General features: G+C 72.7%; 18 protein-coding genes. 7 read left to right on the top strand and 11 right to left on the bottom strand.

Going from position 1 to position 22,324, the window contains the following annotated elements; all coding sequences use genetic code 11:
- Positions 1 to 17: 17 nt before the first annotated feature.
- Complete coding sequence (locus ACZ7JZ_RS06095; protein ID WP_470933704.1) at positions 18 to 509, top strand: hypothetical protein; 492 nt, start codon at positions 18 to 20, stop codon at positions 507 to 509.
- 86 nt (positions 510 to 595) lie between these two features.
- Here the strand turns inward: ACZ7JZ_RS06095 and ACZ7JZ_RS06090 are convergent, their stop codons facing one another.
- Together ACZ7JZ_RS06090 and ACZ7JZ_RS06085 are read right to left on the bottom strand one after the other, a co-directional pair.
- A complete protein-coding gene (locus ACZ7JZ_RS06090) occupies positions 596 to 901 on the bottom strand; it encodes a DUF397 domain-containing protein (protein WP_470933702.1) in 306 nt (101 codons plus the stop codon).
- Complete coding sequence (locus tag ACZ7JZ_RS06085; RefSeq protein ID WP_470933700.1) at positions 898 to 1,728, bottom strand: helix-turn-helix domain-containing protein; 831 nt, start codon at positions 1,726 to 1,728, stop codon at positions 898 to 900. Before ACZ7JZ_RS06085 ends, ACZ7JZ_RS06090 begins: the two co-directional genes overlap by 4 nt.
- A 130-nt stretch (positions 1,729 to 1,858) precedes the next feature.
- Here ACZ7JZ_RS06085 and ACZ7JZ_RS06080 point away from each other — a divergent pair, with 130 nt between their 5' ends.
- On the top strand, positions 1,859 to 2,326 hold the full coding sequence (locus ACZ7JZ_RS06080) for an ATP-binding protein (protein WP_470933698.1): 468 nt from the start codon (positions 1,859 to 1,861) through the stop codon (positions 2,324 to 2,326).
- Positions 2,327 to 4,134: 1,808 nt separating this feature from the next.
- On the top strand, positions 4,135 to 4,515 hold the full coding sequence (locus ACZ7JZ_RS06075) for a cupin domain-containing protein (RefSeq protein WP_470933696.1): 381 nt from the start codon (positions 4,135 to 4,137) through the stop codon (positions 4,513 to 4,515).
- Positions 4,516 to 4,610: 95 nt separating this feature from the next.
- Here ACZ7JZ_RS06075 and ACZ7JZ_RS06070 read toward each other — a convergent pair whose 3' ends face one another.
- From ACZ7JZ_RS06070 to ACZ7JZ_RS06035, 8 genes are all read right to left on the bottom strand, one after another.
- Positions 4,611 to 4,931, bottom strand: a complete 321-nt coding sequence (locus ACZ7JZ_RS06070; protein ID WP_470933694.1) for a hypothetical protein — start codon at positions 4,929 to 4,931, stop codon at positions 4,611 to 4,613.
- Between the two features lie 299 nt (positions 4,932 to 5,230).
- On the bottom strand, positions 5,231 to 6,793 hold the full coding sequence (locus tag ACZ7JZ_RS06065) for an APC family permease (RefSeq protein WP_470933692.1): 1,563 nt from the start codon (positions 6,791 to 6,793) through the stop codon (positions 5,231 to 5,233).
- A 351-nt stretch (positions 6,794 to 7,144) separates the two neighbouring features.
- Positions 7,145 to 8,650, bottom strand: a complete 1,506-nt coding sequence (locus ACZ7JZ_RS06060; RefSeq protein WP_470933690.1) for an aldehyde dehydrogenase family protein — start codon at positions 8,648 to 8,650, stop codon at positions 7,145 to 7,147.
- Positions 8,647 to 10,395, bottom strand: coding sequence for an N-acyl-D-amino-acid deacylase family protein (locus ACZ7JZ_RS06055; protein WP_470933688.1), 1,749 nt, complete (start codon positions 10,393 to 10,395; stop codon positions 8,647 to 8,649). Before ACZ7JZ_RS06055 ends, ACZ7JZ_RS06060 begins: the two co-directional genes overlap by 4 nt.
- A gap of 690 nt (positions 10,396 to 11,085) precedes the next feature.
- Complete coding sequence (locus ACZ7JZ_RS06050) at positions 11,086 to 12,213, bottom strand: LLM class flavin-dependent oxidoreductase (protein ID WP_470933686.1); 1,128 nt, start codon at positions 12,211 to 12,213, stop codon at positions 11,086 to 11,088.
- A 137-nt stretch (positions 12,214 to 12,350) separates the two neighbouring features.
- The gene (locus tag ACZ7JZ_RS06045) at positions 12,351 to 13,151 is read right to left on the bottom strand and encodes an SDR family NAD(P)-dependent oxidoreductase (RefSeq protein WP_470933684.1); all 801 of its coding nucleotides are present in this window, start codon (positions 13,149 to 13,151) and stop codon (positions 12,351 to 12,353) included.
- Between the two features lie 35 nt (positions 13,152 to 13,186).
- A complete protein-coding gene (locus ACZ7JZ_RS06040; RefSeq protein WP_470933682.1) occupies positions 13,187 to 14,134 on the bottom strand; it encodes a TIGR03619 family F420-dependent LLM class oxidoreductase in 948 nt (315 codons plus the stop codon).
- Positions 14,135 to 14,535: 401 nt separating this feature from the next.
- On the bottom strand, positions 14,536 to 15,435 hold the full coding sequence (locus ACZ7JZ_RS06035) for a L,D-transpeptidase family protein (RefSeq protein ID WP_470933680.1): 900 nt from the start codon (positions 15,433 to 15,435) through the stop codon (positions 14,536 to 14,538).
- Between the two features lie 77 nt (positions 15,436 to 15,512).
- Between ACZ7JZ_RS06035 and ACZ7JZ_RS06030 the strand changes: the two genes are divergently transcribed.
- Positions 15,513 to 15,953, top strand: coding sequence for an NUDIX hydrolase (locus tag ACZ7JZ_RS06030; RefSeq protein WP_470933678.1), 441 nt, complete (start codon positions 15,513 to 15,515; stop codon positions 15,951 to 15,953).
- A gap of 82 nt (positions 15,954 to 16,035) precedes the next feature.
- On the opposite strand, the gene ACZ7JZ_RS06025 is transcribed toward ACZ7JZ_RS06030, so the two are convergent.
- Entirely contained in the window at positions 16,036 to 17,262 is a 1,227-nt protein-coding gene (locus ACZ7JZ_RS06025; RefSeq protein ID WP_470933676.1) for an amidohydrolase family protein, read from the bottom strand.
- 195 nt (positions 17,263 to 17,457) lie between these two features.
- On the opposite strand from ACZ7JZ_RS06025, the gene afsR reads away from it, so the two are divergent.
- The 3 genes from afsR (at position 17,458) to ACZ7JZ_RS06010 (ending at position 22,302) form a co-directional block, all read left to right on the top strand.
- Complete coding sequence (afsR, locus tag ACZ7JZ_RS06020; RefSeq protein WP_470933674.1) at positions 17,458 to 20,646, top strand: SARP-family global regulator AfsR; 3,189 nt, start codon at positions 17,458 to 17,460, stop codon at positions 20,644 to 20,646.
- A 229-nt stretch (positions 20,647 to 20,875) separates the two neighbouring features.
- Entirely contained in the window at positions 20,876 to 21,076 is a 201-nt protein-coding gene (locus ACZ7JZ_RS06015; protein ID WP_470933672.1) for a hypothetical protein, read from the top strand.
- A gap of 482 nt (positions 21,077 to 21,558) precedes the next feature.
- Positions 21,559 to 22,302 carry a class I SAM-dependent methyltransferase gene (locus ACZ7JZ_RS06010; protein ID WP_470933670.1) on the top strand — a complete coding sequence of 248 codons (744 nt, stop codon included), beginning with the start codon at positions 21,559 to 21,561 and terminating at the stop codon, positions 22,300 to 22,302.
- Positions 22,303 to 22,324: the final 22 nt, after the last annotated feature.

Raw genomic sequence — 22,324 nt, 5'->3', positions numbered from 1 at the left:
GCGTCGAAGAAATACGGATGGGTGCGGTCGTGCGTGGGTTCAAGCGGGGGATCAGCGGTCTGGCGGTGGCCGGCCTGGCCGTAGCGCTGGTCGGCGGTTGCGGTGCGGGCGAAGAGGTCAAGGAGCTCAACGAGCAGACCAAGCAGCTCGAGGCCGAGACCAAGAAGATGGAGAAGGAGACCGACGAGCTGCTGAACGGCAAGCACGAGGTCGTTTACAAGATCACCGGCACCGGCAAGGTCTCCGAGATCACCTACTTCGAGGGCTCCGCGGGCTCGATGGCCACGAAGACCCTCAAGGACCAGACCGTCCCGTGGGAGCAGAAGCTCACCATGAAGGGCGTCGCCTCCGTCCCCGCCCTGACCGTCATGCTCGGCGAGAAGGGCGGCACCGCCGACTGCGTCATCGTGGTCGACGGCAAGGAACTGAAGCGCGCGACGGCCAAGGGCGAGTTCGGCGTGGCCAGCTGCATCGCGGAGCAGGGCCTGACGGCCACCGCGAAGAAGTAGCAGCGGACACGGAGAACGGCCGGCCGAGGGCACCCAAAAAGCCACCCCCGCCACCGCGGGCGCGGGCTTCGCCCTGCTACGCCCCCTCAGGCAGCGGCATGGGCGAGGAAGAGAGTCCAAGCAGCGGGCGAAAGCTCAAGCACCGGGCCCGCGGTGACCTTGGAGTCACGGACGTGGACGGTGCGGCAGGAGCAGGTGGCCACTTCTACGCAGTCGTCGCCCTGGCTGCCGCTGTAGGTGGACTTGTGCCAGGGGAGGGCGACCTCGACGCAGCTGTCGCCTTCGCTGCCGCTGTAAGTGGACTTCCGCCAGGACAGCGCGACCTCAACGCAGCTGTCTCCTTGGCTGCTGCTGTAGCTGCTCTTGAACCAGTGCAACTGAGAGTTGCTCATGGAGTTCCTCGCATTCGCTTCAACAGGCTCGCGGTCTCCGCGGTGTTGAGAGCCTGTGAGCGCAGTTTGGCATAGCGCTGCTGAAGCACACTGACCGCTTTCGGGTCCGCGATCAGCTGACCAGTCTTCTGGCCTTCGCTGTAGCCCAGCCACCGGTGGTCGTCTGTCTCAAGGAGCTGAAGAGGGCCATCGGTACCAGCGTGGTCGGGCTGGACGGTAGGCACGATCTGCAACTCCACGTTGGTCAGATCGATCACGTCCAACAGCCGGTCGAGCTGCCCGCGCGTGACCTCCGGCCCGCCGGTCTGCCGTTCTAGCACCGACTGCTCCACGATGAAGCTGAACGCCGTCAGTGGCGTCCGGTGCAGCAGCTTCTGCCTGTCCAGCCGTCCCGCCACCCGCGCTTCCACCTGCTCGGCCGTGGGCGGCGGAGGCACGTTGAGGATCAGCGCCCGGGCGTAGGACTCCGTCTGAAGCAGCCCCGGAACCACCCGGCACTCGTACGTGTTCAGCGCAACGGCCTGGTCCTCCAGCTTCGCCCACTTCTTGGACCACGAAGCGAACCCGCGCTGCCTGATCAGATGCCGGGACACGGCCTCCAAGGCACCGAACGCGTCCAGGACCATCTCGGCCCGCTGGACGAATTCGGCGCTCGGGAAGCGCCGGCCCTGCTCGATGGATCCGACGGACTGGACGGAGTAGCCGATCTCCTCGGCGAACGCCTCTTGGGTCAGCCGGGCGCGTTTCCGGAAGGTCTTCACCAGCTCTCCGAACCCGCGCAGGTCGCCGTTGGGGTCCACCTCGTCACCGTCACCGCTGCTCGCCATGCAGGTCACCTCCCGGCACACCATGCTCACGGAGCGTGACCCGTACTGTCCATAGAGGGGGCTCGTACAGCGAGCCTTGTACGAGTGGCGGTGCTACAGAAGTGGCCTCGAACAGCGGGAACTTGAGGCTATGAACCCCTCCGCGGCCCTCGCCGCCCCACCCGTACACACGTTCACTCAGCGTTTCTCCCCCACCCGCAGGGGCGCCCGGCTGGCCCGCCGGCTGGCGGTGCTGTACCTGCACGACGCGGGGGTGCCGCTGGACAGCGAGCGGTCGTTCGCGGCGGCCCTGGTGATCGGCGAGCTCGCGGCCAATGCCGCGCTGCACGGGCGGGTGGCGGGGCGGGACTTCGAGCTGCGCCTGCACTTCCCGGTGCCGGGGATCCTGCGGGTGGAGGTGGCCGACCCGCGTCGCGACCGGCGCCCCGAGGCGGGTGGCGGTGGCGGGTACGGGATCCAGCTCGTGGCCGCCGTTTCCGACGCGTGGGGCGTCACGGACCGCTGCATCGGCAAGACCGTATGGGCAGAACTCAAGCTGCACCACCGCCCCACGAGCCGCACCCCCTGCCCCGTTCCGGGCACCCCCTCCTCCCCCTAGCAAGGCCGGTCGGAATCCGGCAGACCCGAGCCCTGCCCCCAACGGTGTTGTGGAGGTGGCCGGTTGGGGGCACCCCGCCATGCGTGACGGTGTTTCCGGGCCGGGGCGCCCTGTCAAGGGCGCTCCCTGCGGTCGCGTCGCTGCGCGATTCCGCTCCGCTCCACCCTGGACAGACCACCCCGCCCCGGACGGCATGACTGCCTGTCGGGACGCCCCCCGAAAGGAAACGCCCAGGGGGACCGGGACCGTCCCCGGTCGGTGTCGGCCCAGCTGATCCCGTCCCCCTGCACCCCCGCCCTCCGGGCGGAAAGACCACAGGCCGCGACGGATCGCTACAGCCGCGGCCGTCTCAGCGACCTCCGGGCCGTCCGGGGCCGGGCATAGACCGCCACCGACCACTACGCGCTCCACCCGGCCCGGCGGCCTGCCGCCCGTCGGGGGCTGGGGCACGCGGGAGTTCGCTACGCGCTTCGGCCCGGCATCGGCCTGCGGCCCTGCCGCTTCGCGGCGGCGGCCGACCGGTCGTTCTCCACGTCGCGCCCGGCGGATCGCCGAGCCCGGGGGCGGCCTGCGGCCCTGCCGCTGCGCGGTCGTGGCTGGCCTGCCGTGCTGCGAGTACCGTCCAGCGGATCGCAGAGTCCGGGAGGCGGCCTTGGGGTCTGCGGCGGTGCGGGGGTGGGCGGGCTGCCGTGCTTTGAGTCCCGCTGGGCGGGTCGTGGGGCACAAGATGGCCCGGCTGCCGCCGGGACGGCCGGAGCGCGTAGCGAACTGCCGCGCGCCCAGCCCCGGGCGGTCCGCAGGCCGCTTGGCCGGGCGGAGCGCGTAGTGGTCGGTGGCGGCTTCTGCCCAGCCGCGGCCGGTCCGGCTGCCGCTGAGACGGCCGCGGCTGTGTAGCGATCCGTCGCGGCTTGTGTCGGTTGTCTTTCCGCCCGGAGGGCGGGGGTCCGGCGGGCTCCGGGCACCCTGGAGATTCCGACCGGCTGGGGTCCTGGTCCCCCTGCTGCTTTTTCTCCTGTGGCTGCTGGCAAGTCTGGGACTTGACGTCCCGTGGTGGCCTGTCAAGGGTGGCCCGCAGGGCCATCGCGCAGCGACGCGACCGCAGGGAGCGCCCTTGACAGGGTGCCGCGGGACGGCCGCACCCTCAGACATGCGAGCAGACACCGGAGAACCTCTCCGACCCGGGTAAGGGGCGACACGGTGGGCCGGGGGTAGGGGGCCGCTGCGCGGTGCTGGTTCCCCTACCCGCCCCTTCCCGAAACTGGGGCTCCGCCCCAGACCCCGCGCCTCAATCGCCGGCGAGGCTGGAGGGTCAGGGTCAGGTGGGACCCCCGCCGGGGTGGATAGCCGGGCTCGAGACGGGACTCGGAGTTGCGCCGACCCCGCACCGCGACAGCGCCCGCCCACCAACCCCGCACGACCTGAGCGCCGTACCCCGACCCGCCCCGGGGGCGGTGGGCAAAGACCGGCCCGCCGAGGCGTACAGGCGGGGGACGAGACCCCGCCCGACTGGAGCCCGTACCCCGACCCGCCCCGGGAACGTCGGGGGACGAGACCCCGCCCGGACTGGAGCCCGTACCCCGACCCGCCCCGGGAACGTCGGGGGACGAGACCCCGCCCGGACTGGAGCCCGTACCCCAACCCGCCCCGGGAACGTCGGGGGACGAGACCCCGCCCGGACTGGACCCCGTACCCCAACCCGCCCCGGGGACGCCGCGCGGGCCCTCCCCGGTGGGAGGAGACTGGGAGGAGAGGGAGGGTAGGGGGGCGGAGGGGACCAGGAGGGCTGCGTTTATCCACCTGGAGGAGCCATGACGGCAGCATCACGGGACCGGACCCCCGTGGCCTTCGCCACCGACGAGGCCGAAGTGCGCACCGCGGAGATCGGGGGCGGCTACACCGTCGCCTGGATCTCGTTCGCCAAGGGAACCGACATGACCCCGGCGTTCAAGGGCCTGCCCGGCGACCTGTGCCCCTGCCCGCACTGGGGCTGCGTGACCAAGGGGACCGTCCGCATGCACCTTGCGGACGGGCACGAGGACTACACCGCGGGTGAGGCCTTCTACTGGGCTCCCGGGCACGCCCCGGAGGCTCTGGAGGACTGCGAGTTCATCGACTTCTCGCCCACCGAGGAGTTCGAGAAGGTCGTGGCCCATCTGGCGGAGGCCACGGCCGCGGCCGGGAAGGAGTAGGGCCGACGGGGGGCGGGAGGGCGCGGCGGGTGGCGGGTTCGCCCGGGGCCGCCGCGCCCTTCCCTGTGTTCGCTTGCGTGAGGGGGCTGGGGCGGTCAGCCGTTGAGGGAGCCCGGGGCGGCGAGGCCGGCGGCTCCGCCGAGGGCGCCGAGGGGGCCGTTCACGGCGGGGGCCGGGCCGGCGAGGCCGGTGCCGAGGGCCTCGTCGGCGGCGACGGTGGCGGTCTCGGCCTGCTCCAGGCTCTCCTGCGGGTCCTGGGCCACGTCGAGGACCTGGGAGACGACGTCCTCGCCGGGGAGGGCGCCTCCCTTGCCCTCGTCGGCCTGGGCGGCTGCGGGGGCCAGGGCGAGGGCCGCGCCGGCGAGGGTGAGGGCGGCGAGGGCGCGCTTGACGTGCTGCTTGGGGGTGCTGGTCATGCCGGGATCAACGAGAGTGCGGGGATGCGGTCACCGCGGCGCGCGGGAAGAGGCTCGCGGGCCTGGACAGCCGGCCCCGTCGGCCACCCCGCCCCCGGCCCCGCCTCCGGCCCCGCCCCCGGCTGCGTACCCGCCCCCGCCCCGACTGCGTACCCGCCCGCGCCCCCACACGCCCCCGTACGCACCTGTGCCCGGTGCCGTCCGGAGGAACGGACGGCACCGGGCGCAGGGAGCCGGTGACGGTGACAGCTGGGGTTCGGGGGTCGGATTCCGCGGTGCGGGAGGGGTCCGGGGTCCGGTCAGTCCTCCACGATCAGGGACGGGGTCTCCTTCGTGAGGACCTCGCCGCGGAAGAAGGCCGGGCTGCGGCGCTCGGTGATGATCATGATGACCAGGCCGAGGAGGAGCAGGCCGACGCCGATGACGAAGACGCTGCCGACGCCGAGGACGGTGGAGCCGGAGCCGTAGGCCGGGTCCCACATGTCGTACAGGGTCTTGAAGAAGACGGCCGCGAGCAGGATGCCGCCGAGCACCGGGGCGATGCCCTTGAAGAGCAGGTCCCGGCCGGAGCGGGTGAGCTCCTTGCGGAAGTACCAGGCGCAGGCGAAGGCCGTCAGCGAGTAGTAGAAGCAGATCATCAGGCCGAGGGCGAAGATCGTGTCCGTGAGGACGTTCTCGCTGACCAGGGTCATGACCGTGTAGAACACGCCGGTGGCGACGCCCGCCATGACCGTGGCGCGGCCCGGGGTCTTGAACTTCGGGTGGACCTTGGCGTAGCTCGGCGGCAGGGCCTCGTACGTGGACATGGCCAGGACCGTGCGGGCCACCGGGATGAAGGTGGTCTGCAGGGAGGCGGAGGCGGAGGCGAGCACCGCGACGAAGAGGGCGACGCCGAGGACGGGGCCCATGACGGGGCCGGCGAGGGCGGCGAAGACGTTGTCGGAGGTGTCCGGGTTGGCGAGCCCGAGGCCCTTGTCTCCGGAGCCGACGGCCATCTGGGCGGCGACGCCGGTGGCGAGGTAGGAGCCGACCAGGACGACCATGGCGACGAGCGCGGCGCGGCCGGGGGTCTTCTCCGAGCCGGTGGTCTCCTCGTTGGTGGCCAGGCAGGCGTCCCAGCCCCAGTACATGAAGATCGAGAGGGAGAGGCCCGCGGTGAAGGCGGCCATCGACTCGACGGCGAAGGGGTTCATCCAGGACCAGGAGAAGTCCAGGCCGGTGTCGAAGGTGCCCGCGGAGGCCTTCTGGAAGGCCATGGCGACGAAGATGCCGAGGACGAGGAGCTGGAGGCCGACGAGGGCGTACTGGACGCCCTTGGTGGCGGTCATGCCGCGGTAGCTGATCGCGGTGGCCAGGGCGACGAGGGTGAGGCACGTGGCGATGTGCACGGCCTTGTTGTCGTCGAGGGCGGCGATCGAGGGGCTGTTCGTGATCTCGCCGGCGAGGAGCCAGAAGTACGAGGTGGCCACGCCCGCGAGGTTGGAGAGGACGATGATCGTGGCGATCACCAGGCCCCAGCCGCACATCCAGCCGACGCGGGGGCCGAAGGCCTTGACCGTCCAGGTGAAGGAGGTGCCGCAGTCCGGCATGGCCTTGTTGAGCTCGCGGTACGCGAAGGCGACCAGCAGCATCGGGATGAAGCCGGCGAGGAAGATCGCGGGCATCTGCAGGCCGACTTCGCCCGCGGTGGACCCGAGGGTCGAGGTGAGGCAGTACACGGGGGCGACGGTCGAGATGCCGATCACGGCACTCCCGAGGAGGCCCACGGATCCCTTGCCGAGGCCCTTGCCGCGGTAGTCGCCGCCCTCGGCGACGCCGCTTACCGTGTCTCCGGCCTGCTGCCGAACGTCCAGCTGTGTCATGGGAGAGGACGTTAGATCCTGCGGTTTCCTTATCCGGAAGAACTAGGTCCGGTTCCCGGCGGGCCAAGGCCCCTTGGAATCCCGAGATCGGAAGACTTCACACTCCCGCAATGAAAGGTTCACCGGCACATCCATCCAGCCATCGGCAGGATCCGGACACGGGGTTCCGGAATGCGGAAACCGCAGCCGTGCCCGTTTTGCCCCATTCAAAACTTTCCCGAGGCAATATTCCAAGGCCGACAAACAGGGACGCGGGCCGCCGGACCGCCCCCGCACGGGCGGCCCGACGGCCCGCGGGCGCGGATACCGTCAGCACGTCGGGCGTCCCCGCCGGCCGGCAGGGCGGCCGCCCTACGTCGTCCAGACGATCGACTGCACCTCGCTGTACGCGTGCAGCGCGTACGAGCCCACGTCCCGGCCCACGCCCGAGCGCTTGAACCCGCCGAACGGCGCCTCCATGTTCCGCCCGATCGTGTTCACGCCCACACCCCCCGACCGCAGCCGCCGCGCCACCCGGAACGCCCGCGAGACGTCCCCCGACCACACGTAGCTGATCAGCCCGTACTCGGAGTCGTTGGCCAGGGCCACCGCCTCCTCCTCCGTGTCGAAGGGCACCACGACCACCACCGGGCCGAAGATCTCCTCCCGCACCACCCGCATGTCGTTCGTGCAGTCCACCAGCAGCGTCGGCGCCACGTAGAAGCCCCGGCCCGCGGCCGCACCCTCCCCGACCACCGGGCGCTCCCCGCCGAAGGCGATCCGCGCCCCCTCCTTGCGCCCCAGCTCCACGTACGACTCCACCCGGTCCCGGTGCGCCGCCGAGATCACCGGCCCGACCACCGTGCCCCGCACGGCCGGGTCCCCCACCTTCATGAAGGCCAGGTAGCCCGTCAGCTTCTCCACCAGCGCGTCGTGCACCGCCCGCTGCACCAGCACCCGCGTCGGCGCCGTGCAGATCTGCCCGCTGTAGAAGGAGAAGGTGGTGCCGATGCCCATCACCGCCGCGTCCAGGTCGGCGTCCTCGAAGACCACCGCCGCGCCCTTGCCGCCCAGCTCCATCAGCTGCCGCTTCATCGACCGCCCGCACACCTCGGCGATCCGCTGGCCGACCGCCGTCGAACCGGTGAAGGACACCATGTCCACGTCCGGGGACTCGACCGCCGCCTCACCGACGCCGGTCTCCTGCCCGCCGACCACGTTCACGACCCCCGCCGGGACCCCCGCCTCGTGGAGCGCGTACGCCATCCTGAACACCGACAGCGGGTCCTGCGGGGCCGGCTTGACCACCACCGTGTTCCCCATCGCCAGCGCCGGGGCCACCTTGCCCGCCGGATTCGCCCACGGGTTGTTGTACGAGGTGATGCACGTGACCACCCCGACCGGCTGGCGCACCTCCAGCGCGCCCAGCACGCTCGCCCGCCCCATCGGGCCGGCCTCCGTCACCTGCGGCGGGAGCCCCCGCTCCACCGGCTCCAGGGCCCCCTTCGCGTACCGCCGGAACCGGCCCACGCCCACCCCGACCTGCATCCCCCGCGCGATCCCCGTCGGCGCCCCGGTCTCCGCCTGCGCCAGCCGCGACCACGGCTCGAACTCCCGCTGCATGACGTCCGCGGCCCGGTCCAGGATCGCCGCCCGCTCCTCCGGGGAGGTCCGCGACCAGCCCTCGAAGGCCTCCCGGGCCGCCCGCGCCGCCTCCAGCACCTGCCCGCGCGAGGCCTCCGGGGCCAGCCCGACCACCGACTCGTCGGCCGGGTTGACCACCTCGTAGTACCCGCCCTCCGGCTCCACCCAGTCCCCGCCGACGTACAGCCGCTGCGGGCCGCTCCCGGACGCGTCCGCCGTAGCACCACCGCTCATCGCGTGCTCACCGTCCTCGTGTCCCGCCCGGACCGGAGCACGATCCCCGGCACCGCGCCCGTCACCTCGTCGTCGCGGATGGTCTCCACGCCGTTGACCCGCACCGACACGATCCCGATGGCCCGCGAGTCCAGCCGCGGGCTGTCCCCCGGCAGGTCGTGCACCAGCGTCGCCGGACCCGCCTCGATCCGCTCCGGGTCGAAGAGCACCAGGTCCGCGTGCCAGCCCTCCGCGACCCGGCCGCGCTCCCGCAGCCCGAACAGCCGCGCCGGATCGTCCGTCAGCATCCGCACCGCCTGCTCCAGCGGCACCAGCTTCCGGCCCCGCAGGCAGTCCCCCAGGAAGCGGGTCGTGTACGGCGCCCCGCACATCCGGTCCAGGTGCGCGCCCGCGTCCGAGCCGCCCAGCAGCACGTCCTCGTGCTGCCAGGTCTCGGCGCGCAGCGCCCAGCTGCCGGGGTCGTTGTCGGTGGGCATCGGCCACAGGACGGTCCGCAGGTCGTCGTTGGCGCAGATCTCCACCAGGCACTGGAAGGCGTCCTGCCCCCGCTCGGCCGCGATGTCCTTCACGACCCGGCCCGACAGGCCCTCGTTCTCCCTGCTGTACGTGTCCCCGACGACGTACCGCCCGAAGTCGGCCAGTCGCCGGAACACCCCCGCCTCCCTGCTCTCGGCGCGCCGCAGCATCTCCGCCCGCACGTCCGGGTCGCGGAGCTTCGCGATCCGCTCGGCGAGGGGCAGGCCGAGGACCTCGCCCCAGCCGGGGATGAGGTTCAGGGCGCAGAAGGTCCCGAGGGACATGTTCATGGGGGTGAGGATCGGCATGGTGAGCGCGACGATCCGGCCCCCGGCCTTGCGGGCGCGCTCACTGGGTACCAGCTGGCGCGGCACCCGCTCGGGGACGGCGGCGTCGATGGTCAGGACGTTCCAGTTGAGGGGCCGGCCGGCGGCCGCGCTCATCTCCACGAAGAGGTCGATCTCCTCGTCGGAGAACTGGTCCAGGCAGCCGGCGACGATGGCCTCCAGCTGGGTGCCCTCGTGGTCGGCGACGGCGCGGGAGAGCGCGAGCAGCTCCTCGGGCTTGGCGTGCCGGGAGGCGACGGGGGCGCCGTCGCCGTCGGAGTGGGTCGCGGACTGGGTGGTGGACAGCCCCCAGGCGCCGGCCGCCATGGCCTCGTGGAGGAGGTCCAGCATCTGCTGGAGCTCCTCGGGGGTCGGGTCCCCGCCCACCGCCCGCTCCCCCATCACGTACCGGCGCAGGGCGCAGTGCCCGACCATGAAGCCGGCGTTGACGGCTATCCGGCCCTCCAGCGCGTCCAGGTACTCGCCGAAGGTCTGCCAGCTCCAGTCGACGCCCTCCTCCAGGGCCTTGAGGGCCATGCCCTCGACCTTGCTCATCATGCGGCGGGTGTAGTCGGCGTCCCCGGGGCGGGCGGGGTTGAGGGGGGCCAGGGTGAAACCGCAGTTGCCGCCGGCGACGGTGGTGACGCCGTGGTTCATGGAGGGGGTGGCGTACGGGTCCCAGAACAGCTGGGCGTCGTAGTGGGTGTGCGGGTCCACGAATCCGGGGCAGAGCACCAGCCCGGTCGCGTCCTCACTGGTCCGGGCCTCCTCGGTGACCGGTCCGTCCTCCGCGAGCACGGAGACCACGGCGATCCGGCCGTCCCGGATCCCGACATCCGCAACGAACGCGGCTGCGCCGGTGCCGTCCACGACGGTGGCGCCCTTGATGAGGTGCTCGAGCATGGCGTCCTTCCTGGGGGCTGGGGGGGTGCGGTGCGGCCTGTGCGGCCGGGTGTGCGGGGGGTGTGCGGGGGCCGGTGCGGCCGGGCGAGCGGGGTGGGTGCGGGGCCGGTGCGGCTGGGTGGCTGGGCAGCCGGGTGGCTGTGCGGCTGTGTGGCCGGGTCGCCTGGTGGCTGGGTGGCTGTGCGGCCGGGTGGCCGCGTCCGTGCGTGGCCGGTGCGGCTGGGTGGCCGGTACGTGCGTGGGCCCCGGCGGAGGGTGCCGGGCCGGCCGCGGCCTCGGTACCGCTCCGGCCGGGGCCGGTGGGGGACGGCGGTCCGGGAAGACGCCGGCCCCCAGCCCTTGGGGCGGACGGGGTGGCTGCTCCCTCCCCGGTCCGCTGCGCGGGGCCTGTTCCCCACCCCGCCCCTTCCCGTTCCTGGGGCTCCGCCCCAGACCCCGCGCCTCAAACTCCCCCAGACTTCGTCCGGGGGGACCCCCTGGCGAGGCTGGATTTGCTGCGGCGAGGCTGGAAATTGCCGCTGAGCGGGACATTGCAGCGAACCGCAGCACAATCCAGCCCGCGCGGCGATTGAGCGCACCGGGCGCGGAGCGCACGGTCCGGGGGTCCGGGGGCCTGCCCCCGGTTTCGGGAAGGGGCGGGGTGGGGAACAGGCCCCGCGCAGCGGAGGCAGGGGTCGGACGGGGCCCGGGTCAGGAGGGGGATGACTCGCGGAAGCGGGTGGTGCGGTGGACCGGGTCCGTGTCGATCTTCGGGATCACGTGCTCCCCGATCAGCCTGATCGTGTTCATCGTGTCCTCGTACGACACCCCCGTCGGCAGTCCGAAGGACAACTGGTCCGCCCCCGCCTGCTCCCACCTCTTGCACTGCGCCAGCACCTCAGACGGATCACCGCAGATCAACAGCTCCTCCTGGATGAGGAGTTCGATGATCTCCGCGTTGTACTCCGGCAGGATCTCCGGCCACTGCGGAATCGCCTCCGGCCGCGGAAACGTGTCGTGGTAGCGGAACACCAGCGACTGGAAGCGGTTCATGTTCGCGTTGACCGCGATCTCGACCGCCTTGTCGTGCGTCTCCGCACAGATCGCCGTGGACGTGACCATCACGTTGTCGTTCACGAAGGCACCGATCGCCTTCGCCTCCTGGATCGCCGTCTTGTACTGCTCCAGCACCCACTCCATGTCGGAGACCTTCTGGACGCTGAAGCCGAGCACGCCCAGCCCCTTCTTCGCGGCCATGGCGTACGAGGACGGGGACCCGGCCGCGTACCACATCGCCGGGTGCGCCTTCCCGTACGGCTTGGGGAAGATCTTCCGCGGCGGCAGCGACCAGTGCTTGCCCTGGAACCCCTCGTACTCCTCCTGGAGGAACATCTTGGGGAACTCCGCGATGGTCTCCTCCCAGATCTCCTTCGTGTGGTTCATGTCGGTGATGCCCGGCAGGAAGCCGAGGATCTCGTGGCTGCCGGCCCCGCGGCCGGTGCCGAACTCGAAGCGCCCCTTGGAGAGGTGGTCCAGCATGGTGACCTTCTCGGCCACCTTGACGGGGTGGTTGACCTGGGCGAGCGGGTTGAAGATGCCCGAGCCGAGGTGGATGCGCTCGGTGGCGTGGGCGAGGTAGGCGAGGAAGACCTCGTTCGCCGAGAGGTGCGAGTACTCCTCCAGGAAGTGGTGCTCGGAGGCCCAGGCGTACTTGAAGCCGGACTTGTCGGCCTGGATGACGTACTCGGTCTCCTCCAGCAGCGCCTTGTGCTCCGCCGCGGGGTCGACCTCGGAACGCGCCTGCGGCACGTATCCCTGCACGAAGAGCCCGAATTCCAAGGGGGTTCACCGTCCTTAGTTTTCTGACGTTCCGTCAGATTTGATGCGTCCGACTGTTCCACCGCGCGGCGGGGGCGTCAATACCTGACACCCCATCAGAAACCTCCCGGGCCGCCGCAGGCCGCCGCCCGCCCGGCTCAGAGCACGCTCACCCCCGCCATCCAGCCCCCGTCGATCACGAACGGCTGCCCGGTGATGTACGAGGAGTCCTCGCTGGTCAGGAAGAGCGCCAGCCGGGCCACCTCCGCCGGCAGCCCCGCCCGCCCCAGCGGCACCACCCGCCCGTACAGCTCCGCCATCGCCTGCGCCGCCTCAGGGGTGGGCCCCTCGGGGTCGAGGAGGGCCGGGTTCGCCATGGGGGTGTCCACCGCCCCGGGGCACATGGCGTTCACCCGGATGTTCTTCGCGGCCAGCTCCAGCGCCGCCACCCTGGTCAGCCCGACGATCGCCGCCTTCGTCGCCGCGTACGAGCCCACGAAGGCCATGCCGGTCAGGCCGGTGTACGAGGAGGTGTTGACGATCGTGCCGCCGCCGGCCGCGGCGATCTCCGGGGCCACCGCCTTGATCCCGAGGAAGGCACCGACCTGGTTCACCCGCACCAGCAGCTCGAACTCCTCCAGCGGGGTCGAGACCAGCTCGTTGAAGCGCAGGATCCCGGCGTTGTTGACCAGCCCGTCGATCCGGCCGCCGAAGGACTCCTTCGCGGCCGCCACCGCCGCCGCCCAGTCCGCCTCGCAGCCCACGTCGAGGTGGACGTACCGCACCCGGTCCCCGCCGGCCTCCTTCGCGATGTCCCGGGCCACCGCCTCGCCCTGCTCGTCCAGTACGTCGCCCAGCAGCACCTGCGCGCCCTCGGCGGCGAAAAGCCGGGCCTCCTGCTCCCCCTGCCCGCGCGCCGCACCGGTGATGACGATGACGCGGCCGTCCAGCTTGCCCACGGTTACCTCCGTTGTCGCACCGGGAACGAAAGGGGTCAGTCGTTCAGGAGCGGGCCGACCTCCGACCCGAACGCCGTTATCTGGTCGACCAGTTCGGCGCGGTCCCGGCTGCGGAAGCGGACCTGGATCTGGTCCACGCCGATCTCCGCGTACGCGCGCAGCGAGGCGGCGAGCGCCTCGGGCTTGCCGGTCAGGGTGCGGCGGCCGGTGTCCCAGGCGGGCTCGCCCACGTACAGGGCCTCGGTGATGGCCCCGATCTCCACCGGGTCCGCCACCCCCGCCTCGGCGCGCAGCTCCCGGATCCGGGCGATCTGGGCGGGCAGCCGGTCGCGCGGGTCGCCCTGCGGCAGCCAGCCGTCACCGCGCACGGCGGCCCGGCGGACCGCGGCGGGCGAGGACCCGCCGACCCAGACGGGGATCCGCTCCTGGGCGGGCCGCGGCAGCTGCCCGAGGTCCTTGAACGCGAACCGCGCGCCCTCGAACTCGGGGAACTCCTCCGGTCCGAGCGCGGCGCGCAGCGCGTCGAGGCACTCGTCGAGCACGGCCCCGCGGCGCTCGAAGTCCACGCCGAGCACCTCGAACTCCTCCTGCACATGACCCGCCCCGACCCCGAGGATCAGGCGGCCGGAGGAGAGGTGGTCGAGGGTCGCGTACTGCTTGGCGCTGATGAGGGGGTGGCGCAGGGCGACGATCGCGACGTGGCTGAGGAGGCGGACGCGGGTGGTGGCGGCGGCGAGGTAGGCGAGGGTGGCGACCGGGTCGTACCAGACCGTGCTCATCGCCTGGGCGAGGCGGCGGGGGATCGCCACGTGGTCGCACGTGGCGAGGTAGCCGAAGCCGGTGGCGTCGGCGGCCCCCGCGATGGCGAGGAGGTCGGCGGGGGTCGCCGTCGCCTCCCACTCCTCGGCGTAGATGGAGCTCTGCGACTGCACGGGCATCTGCATCCCGTACACGAGCCGGCCTTCCGGAAACACCCGCACCATGGCTGTGACCGCCTTTACCTGACGATTCGTCATACCGACCGGACGGACCCCATCGTGATACCTGACGACCCATCAGACAAGGCCCTTGCCGCCCCCGCGGACCGGACGGATCCCGCTGCGCGGGCCCTGTTCCCCTACCCGCCCCTTCCCGAACCGGGGCTCCGCCCCAGACCCCGCGCCTCAAACGCCGGCGGGGCTGGAATGTGGCTGATGCCGCCCCGCAGGGCTGATGATTTTGCGCAGCAAAATCCAGCCCGCGCGGCGATTGAGCGCACCGGGCGCGGAGCGCACGGAACCGGGGTCCGGGGCTTGCCCCGGTTTCGGGAAGGGGCGGGGTGGGGAACAGGCCCCGCGCAGCGGGGGCGGGGTCACGGTTGGAGGGGACGGTTCCGGACCGGAGGTCAGTGGTTGCGGGGGCCCATGACGATGACCGGCCGCCGCGCCGGGTCCAGGGTCTCCAGGAGCTCCCTCATCGCCGCCTTCGGAATCCCCACGCACCCCTGCGAAGGCCCGTCGTGGTCCACGTGCAGCCAGATGTTGCCCCCCTTCGCCTCGCCCTCCGGCTTCGTGGGGTCCAGCGGCGAGGTCCCGGCCAGCCGGTTGTAGTTGATCGCCACGACGTAGTCGAAGGACCCGGCCAGCGACTCCCCGTCCACCCCCCGCCCGGTCGCCGTGAACGCCCCCTCCTGGTGGTCGTACGGCAGCCGCACCCCCGCCGGCTCCGGCAGCATCCCGCCCGCGTCGGTCAGCGAGAACACCCCGATGGGCGACTGGAGTCCCCCGTACGAGCGGTCCGCGGACCAGCCCTTCGCCCCGTTGCGCGCCGGCCAGCTCGCCCCAGGCACCCAGTCCTGGGAGCCCTCCTCGCGGGAGTAGAGCGTGACGGTGGAGTACGAGGACTCCGCGGACCGGCCGGTCACGAGCACGACCTGCCGCGAGTCGGCGGGGATCCGCTTGCGGGTGGCCTCGCTGATATCGGGCAGGGCCCGGGGCCGGTGCGCACCCCGCCCGCTGCGGCCGGCCGCCGACAGCCCGTCAGGACCGGTGGCGGAGTGCGTCCGCGGACCCGCCTTCCCGTCCCGGCCGTCCCACCCGTCCCGCCCGCCGGAACCCCCGGCCCCGCCGCCCAGCTGCGCGGACAGCTCCGGTCTGCCGTCCGTCTCGTAGGCGTCGTAGGCCTCGTGGGCCACGAAGGCCAGGGAGCCCGCGACCACGAGGGCCGCACCCGCGGCGGCCGTGCAGACGAGGCGTCCGCGGCGGGCGAGGGACGTGCGCATCCGGTGCTGGGCGTGCTTGCTCATCGAGACAAACCGTACACACACGACCATCTCGTCGATTTACCGTTGAACCACCCCGGCACTCCTGCCTAAGCTTCCCCATGAGGACTCCACGAGCAGCAGCGCGCATCGTCATCGTCTCTCCCGACGACTCCGTCTTCCTCTTCCGCTCGTACAACGTCGAGGTCGGCCTGCACTGGCTGCCGCCGGGCGGCGGACTCGACCCCGGCGAGAGCCCCGAGCAGGGCGTCCTGCGCGAGCTCCGCGAGGAGACAGGCTGGACCGACCTCGTACCCGAACGGCTCCTGTGCACCTGGGAGCACGACTTCACCCACCAGGGCGTCCCGGTGCGCCAGCGCGAGCACGTCTTCGTCACCTCCGGCCCGCACCGCGAGCCGGTGCCGGAGTCCGAGGACACCCACTGGCGCTGGTGGCCCAGGCACCGCCTCGCCCGTACGAGCCAGCCCCTGTGGCCCCCGCAGCTGCCGGCCCTCCTCGCCGCCGAGGTCCGGGCCCCGGTCCACCTGGGCCTGGTGAGCTGACCTCCGGGGCGCGTCCGGGCAGCCCCCGGACGCGCAGGCCCCGCAGACCCTGCCGGTCAGGCCCCCGGCGCCGGCCCTCCGGTCAGGCTCCCGGCCCCGCCCACAGCCCGTCCTCCGTGAGGCCGAGCAGTTCGATGGCGTTGCGGCGCACGATCCGGTCCACGACGTCGGGGGCGAGGTGGCCCATCTGGGCCTCCCCGACCTCCCGGGACTTGGGCCAGGTCGAGTCCGAGTGCGGGTAGTCGGTCTCGTACAGGACGTTGCCGACGCCGATCGAGTCGAGGTTCTTCAGGCCGAAGGCGTCGTCGAAGAAGCAGCCGTAGACGTGCTCGGCGAAGAGTTCGGAGGGCGGGCGCAGCACCTTGTCCGCGACCCCGCCCCAGCCGCGGTTCTCCTCCCAGACCACGTCGGCGCGTTCGAGGATGTACGGGATCCAGCCGATCTGGCCCTCCGCGTACATGATCTTCAGGTGGGGGAACCGCTCGAACTTGCCGCTCATGAGCCAGTCGGTCATGGAGAAGCAGCAGTTGGCGAAGGTGATGGTGGAGCCGACGGCCGGCGGGGCGTCCGCGGAGGTGGACGGCATCTTCGAGGAGGAGCCGATGTGCATGGCGATGACCGTGCCGGTCTCGTTGCACGCCTCCAGGAAGGGATCCCACTCGTCGGTGTGGATCGAGGGCAGCCCCAGGTGCGGCGGGATCTCCGAGAAGGCCACGGCGCGCACCCCGCGGGCGGCGTTGCGGCGGACCTCGGCGGCGGCGAGGCGGGCGTCCCAGAGGGGGACGAGGGTGAGCGGGATGAGGCGGCCGCGCGCGTCGGGGCCGCACCACTCCTCCACCATCCAGTCGTTGTACGCCCGGACGCCGAGGAGCCCGAGCTCGCGGTCCCTGGCCTCGGTGAAGGTCTGGCCGCAGAAGCGGGGGAAGGTCGGGAAGCACAGGGCGGACTGGACGTGGTTGACGTCCATGTCGGCGAGGCGCTCGGGAACCGAGAAGGAGCCGGGGCGCATCTGGTCGTACGTGATGACTTCCAGCTTGATCTCGTCGCGGTCGTACCCGACGGCCGTGTCGAGGCGGGTGAGCGGCCGGTGCAGGTCCTCGTACACCCACCAGTCGCCGATCGGCCCCTCGTCGCCCTGCGCGCCCATGACGGGAGCGAACTTCCCGCCCAGGAAGGTCATTTCCTTCAGGGGTGCGCGCACGATGCGCGGGGCGACGTCCGCGTACTTGGACGGGAGCCGGTCCCGCCAGACGTGGGGAGGCTCAACCGTGTGGTCGTCCACCGAGATTATCTTCGGGAAGGTCTCCATGGGCCCCACGGTAGCGCTGATCTGACGAACCGTCAGCTACTCTGCGCGTCCCGGAACGGCCGCCGGTACGGCCCCAGCACACGGGCGGGCGTCCCGTGCGCCCGTACGCCCCGCCGTTACCGGGCTGACGCGCCCGCCCAAGACAAGGCAGACTGACCGTGCGCAAGCCGTAACGGAAGGCAAGGGGGGATTCGGATGGACGGCGTCCCGCCCATTCCGCGACAGCGGAAAAACCCCGCGACCCGAGCGGGGACAGCAGGAGCGGCAGCAGCCGCAAACCCGGCCGGCCCGTATCCGGAAGCCGCCGGGACGCTCCCGGACGGGGGGACGGGGACGGGGTCCCCTGCGGGGACGGGTGCGGGTACGAGTACGGGTACGGGTACGGGTGTGGATACGTGCACGGACACCCATGCCGCTGCCGGGCCCCAGGCCGCCGCGCCCCACCCCACCCGCTTCGCCGTCCTCGGCCCCGTCCGCGCCTGGCACGGCGACGCCCTCCTGCCCTCCGGCTCGCCCCAGCAGCGCGCCCTGCTCGCCGCGCTGCTGCTGCGCGACGGCCGGACCGCCACCGCACCCGAGCTGATCGACGCCATCTGGGGCGAGGACCCGCCCTCCCAGGCGCTCGCCGCCATCCGCACGTACGCCTCCCGCCTGCGCAAGGTGCTCGCGCCCGGGGTCCTGGTCAGCGAGTCCGGCGGGTACGCCATCCGCACCGCGCCCGCCGCCCTCGACCTCGGCACCGCCCGCCGCCTGGCCGCGGAGGCCGAGGCCGCCCGCACCGGCGGGGACCGCACCCGCGCCCGTACGCTCCTCAACCGCGCCCTCGACCTGTGGGACGGCGAACCCCTCGCCGGGGTGCCCGGCCCCTACGCCGAGACCGAGCGGACCCGGCTGTCCGAATGGCAGCTCCAGCTCCGCGAGACCCGCCTCGACCTGGACCTGGAAGCCGGCAGCCACGCCGAGGCCGTCTCCGAGCTGACCGCCCTCACGGCCGCCCACCCGCTGCGCGAACGCCTCCGCGAGCTCCAGATGCTCGCCCTCTACCGCAGCGGGCGGCAGGCCGAGGCCCTCGCCGTGTACGCCGACACCCGCCGGCTGCTGTCCGAGGAGCTCGGCGTGGACCCCCGCCCCGAGCTCGCCGAACTCCAGCAGCGGATCCTGCGCGCAGACGCCGAACTCGCCCGGGCCGCCGACCCGGCCCCCGCGGCCGCCACGGGCGGACACGTCCGGCCCGCCCAACTCCCCGCCACCGTGCCCGACTTCACTGGCAGGTCCGCCTTCGTCGACGAGCTCGGCAAGGTGCTGTCCGCGGCCAGCGAGGGCGGCACCGTCATGGCCGTATCCGCCCTCGCCGGCATCGGCGGGGTGGGCAAGACCACCCTGGCCGTCCACGTCGCCCACGCGGCCCGCCCCCACTTCCCCGACGGGCAGCTGTACGTCGACCTCCAGGGCACCGACGACCGCGCCGCCGAACCCGAGGCCGTACTCGGCTCCTTCCTGCGCGCCCTCGGCACCCCCGACACCGCCATCCCCGACTCGCCCGCCGAGCGCGCCGCCCTCTACCGCTCCACCCTCGACGGCCGCCGCGTCCTCGTCCTCCTCGACAACGCCCGTGACGCCGCCCAGGTCAGGCCCCTGCTGCCCGGTACGGCCGGATGCGCCGCCCTGGTCACCAGCCGGGTCCGGATGGCCGGCCTCGCCGGTGCGCACCTCGTGGACCTCGACGTCATGAGCCCCGAGGAAGCCCTCCAGCTCTTCACCCGCATCGTCGGCGAGGAGCGCGTGCGCGCCGAGCGGCAGGCCGCCCTCGACGTGGTCGGCGCCTGCGGGTTCCTGCCCCTCGCCATCCGCATCGCCGCCTCCCGGCTCGCCGCCCGGCGCACCTGGACCGTCTCCGTACTCGCCGCCAAACTCGGCGACGAGCGGCGGCGGCTGGACGAGCTCCAGGCCGGAGACCTGGCCGTCAAGGCCACCTTCGAGCTCGGGTACGGGCAGCTCGAACCCGCCCAGGCCCGCACCTTCCGGCTGCTCGGCCTCGCCGACGGCCCCGATATCTCCCTCGCCGCCGCGGCCGCCGTGCTCGACCTCCCCGAGCACACCACCGAGGACCTCCTCGAAGCCCTCGTCGACTGCTCCCTGCTCGAATCCGCCGCACCCGGCCGCTACCGCTTCCACGACCTCGTACGGCTCTACGCGCGTGCCTGCGCCGAACGCGACGAGCAGCCCCCCGCCGAACGGGACGCGGCCCTCTCCCGCCTCCTCGACTTCTACCTCGCCACCGCCGCCCAGGTGTACGCCCTGGAACGCCCCGGCGACCGCCTCGTCGCCCACCTCTCCCCCACCCGCTACCCCGGCCTGCGCTTCGCCGACCGCAACACCGCCCTCGACTGGCTGCACGCCGAGTCGAACGCCCTGCTGGCGTGCGTCCAGCAGGTCGCGGTCTGCGGGGGCGGGGGCAGCGGCAGGGGCGCGGAGGGTGAAGGGAACGGGCACGGGCACGGGGACCTCCGCCGGGCCGTGGACCTCCTCTGGGCCGCGAAGGACCTCGCCGAATCCGGTGCGAACAGCAAGCAGTACGAATCCGCAGCCCGCGCCGTCCGCGACTCCGCCCAGTCCGCGGGCGACCCCTGGGCCGAAGGCCGCGCCCGCACCACCCTCACCAACGTCCTGCTCATCACCGGCCGTTCGAACGAGGCCGACGAAGAGGCCCGCCGCGCCATGGACCTCGCCAAGGCCGCCGGAGACCCCCTGCCCAGCTGCTGGGCCCCCAACGACCGCGGGATCATCGCCCTCTACCAGGCCCGCTACACCGACGGCGAGCGCTACCTGCGCGAAGCCATCGACAACTTCCGCGCCGACGGCAACCACGTCGGCGAGGCCAGCGCCCTGTGCAACCTCTCCCGCATCCACGTGGAACTCGGCCGACTCCCCAGCGCCGTGGAACTGGCCCGCCAGGGCATAGCCATCTACGACCGCATGGGCCTCACCCTGCGCCTCGCCAACGGCCGCTACGCCCTCGGCATCGCCCTCACCCAGGCCGGCCGCCACCCGCAGGCGCTGGAGGAACTCACCACCGCACTCTCCCTCTTCCGCGACAACCGCCAGCCCCTCTGGGAGGGCACCACCCACTACCGGCTCGCCGAGGTCCACCTCGCCGCGGACCGCCCCGCCGAAGCCGCCGCCCACTCCGAACAGGCCATCGCCCGCGGCGGCATCGGCGGCGACTGGCGCCGCGCCCTGATGCTGACCGTCCTCGGCCGCGCCCTCAGCCGCCTCGGCCAGACCGACCGCGCCATGGCCTGCTGGCGCGAGGCCGAAGCGATCCACCTGCGGCTGGGCACCCCCGAACTGGCCGTCGTACAGGCCCTGTTGTGCGTCGGCTGATCCGGGCGACACCGCACTGCCGGGAGGCCTGAACAAGCGCGTTCATCGTTCGTTTATCGCCCTGCGCCACCATGAGGTCATCGACTCGTCGCACCGGGGGGCAAGACGGGTCGCGGTGAGGCCGTGCCGCTAGGGTGTACGGCCCTGGGGCGCCTGTTCGGCGGTCCTCGGGGGAATCGCCGAACAGGCCCAACCCTCAACGGGTGCACCGACGATCACGGGAGTAGCGATGAGCGAGAACACCACCACCGAAGGCGACATCACCCCCATGGACAACCACGCGGCCGGCGGTGTCGAGATCAAGCCGCTCGACAACCACGCCGCGGGCGGCAAGGCCGACCTGAACGCCGACGAGCTGGAGCCCAAGGCGGACGACGCCAAGGAGAAGATCCAGACCCTCGACAACCACGCCGGCAGCCTCCCGAAGTAGCCCCTCCACAACCGCCGGAACACCGGTACGGGGGTACGGGGGTACGGAAGACCGGCCACCGGCGGTACGGAGGCCCCGCGGGCACGGGGGGACGAGCCCGCGGCAGCACGACCCGGGGGGACCGGGGGGGGACCCGGGGGGAACACGGGGGATCGGAGAATCCAGGGGCACCCGGGGGGGGACCCAGGGTGACCCGGGGGGGACCCCGGCTTCTCCGGCAGGGGGGACGAAGGCCGCGGTGGCCCGGAGGGGGGACCACCGCGGCTTTCGGGCTGCGGGCTTCGGGCTGCGGCTCTTCGCCCTGCCGCCTTCGGGTGCGGCCTTCGGGGTGCGGCCCTTCACCCTGCCCCGGCTTCGATCCGGGCTCGGCCTCGGTCCGGGCCCGTCTCCATCCCGGCCCGCCTTCCGCCCCGGCACGCCTTCCGCCTGGGCACGCCCGCCCGGACGGCCTCCCGGACGGCCTCCCGGCGTAGGCTGAGGCCGTGTTCACCTCCGAGGGGCCCACCGTCCGCGAGCTCGCCGTCCAGGCGCTCTCCTCCGTCGAGCACGGCTACGACCTGCTGGCCCCCAAGTTCGACCACACCCCCTTCCGCACCCCCGACCGCTTCCTCGAGGCCACGGCCACGGCCCTGCGCGCGTACGGCCCCTTCTCCTCCGGCCTCGACGTCTGCTGCGGTACGGGCGCCGGGATCGGCGTCCTGCGGGAGCTGTGCACCGGGCCGGTCACCGGCGTCGACCTCAGCCAGGGCATGCTGGACCAGGCCCGCCTCGCCCATCCCGACGCCCGCTTCCTCCGGGCAGACGCCCTCGACCTGCCCTTCGGGCGGGACGGCGGCGGGGACGGCACCGAACCGACCGACCGCTTCGACCTGGCGGTCTCCTTCGGGGCCTTCGGCCACTTCCTCCCGCGCGAACGCCCGCGCCTCTTCGCCGAGGTCTACCGCGCCCTGCGCCCGGGCGGCTTGTTCGCCTTCCCCATCGGCGCACCGCTGCCGGTGGCCTCCCGTACGTACTGGATGGCCCTGGGCTTCGACACGGCGATGCGGGTACGGAACGCCGTATGGCGGCCGCCGTTCGTCATGTACTACCGCACGTTCCCACTGAGCGGCGTCCGGTCCGACCTGGAAGCCTGCGGCTTCCAGGTCTCCCTGCCCCCCCTCCCCACCCTCGGCCACCGCCCCGACGGCACCCCCGCCTGGCGCCTGGCCCTGGCCCACCGCCCCTAACCCCTTCCGCTCGCGGGGGGTA

Source organism: Streptomyces sp. NPDC038213, assembly GCF_055600495.1.
This window is presented reverse-complemented; position numbering and strand designations above follow the sequence as displayed.

Coding starts and splice junctions, on each gene's coding strand:
- ACZ7JZ_RS06095 (WP_470933704.1), top strand. CDS start 18: ATGGGTGCGGTCGTGCGTGGGTTCAAGCGGGGGATCAGCGGTCTGGCG.
- ACZ7JZ_RS06090 (WP_470933702.1), bottom strand. CDS start 901: ATGAGCAACTCTCAGTTGCACTGGTTCAAGAGCAGCTACAGCAGCAGC.
- ACZ7JZ_RS06085 (WP_470933700.1), bottom strand. CDS start 1,728: ATGGCGAGCAGCGGTGACGGTGACGAGGTGGACCCCAACGGCGACCTG.
- ACZ7JZ_RS06080 (WP_470933698.1), top strand. CDS start 1,859: ATGAACCCCTCCGCGGCCCTCGCCGCCCCACCCGTACACACGTTCACT.
- ACZ7JZ_RS06075 (WP_470933696.1), top strand. CDS start 4,135: ATGACGGCAGCATCACGGGACCGGACCCCCGTGGCCTTCGCCACCGAC.
- ACZ7JZ_RS06070 (WP_470933694.1), bottom strand. CDS start 4,931: ATGACCAGCACCCCCAAGCAGCACGTCAAGCGCGCCCTCGCCGCCCTC.
- ACZ7JZ_RS06065 (WP_470933692.1), bottom strand. CDS start 6,793: ATGACACAGCTGGACGTTCGGCAGCAGGCCGGAGACACGGTAAGCGGC.
- ACZ7JZ_RS06060 (WP_470933690.1), bottom strand. CDS start 8,650: ATGAGCGGTGGTGCTACGGCGGACGCGTCCGGGAGCGGCCCGCAGCGG.
- ACZ7JZ_RS06055 (WP_470933688.1), bottom strand. CDS start 10,395: ATGCTCGAGCACCTCATCAAGGGCGCCACCGTCGTGGACGGCACCGGC.
- ACZ7JZ_RS06040 (WP_470933682.1), bottom strand. CDS start 14,134: ATGGTGCGGGTGTTTCCGGAAGGCCGGCTCGTGTACGGGATGCAGATG.
- ACZ7JZ_RS06035 (WP_470933680.1), bottom strand. CDS start 15,435: ATGAGCAAGCACGCCCAGCACCGGATGCGCACGTCCCTCGCCCGCCGC.
- ACZ7JZ_RS06030 (WP_470933678.1), top strand. CDS start 15,513: ATGAGGACTCCACGAGCAGCAGCGCGCATCGTCATCGTCTCTCCCGAC.
- ACZ7JZ_RS06025 (WP_470933676.1), bottom strand. CDS start 17,262: ATGGAGACCTTCCCGAAGATAATCTCGGTGGACGACCACACGGTTGAG.
- afsR (WP_470933674.1), top strand. CDS start 17,458: ATGGACGGCGTCCCGCCCATTCCGCGACAGCGGAAAAACCCCGCGACC.
- ACZ7JZ_RS06015 (WP_470933672.1), top strand. CDS start 20,876: ATGAGCGAGAACACCACCACCGAAGGCGACATCACCCCCATGGACAAC.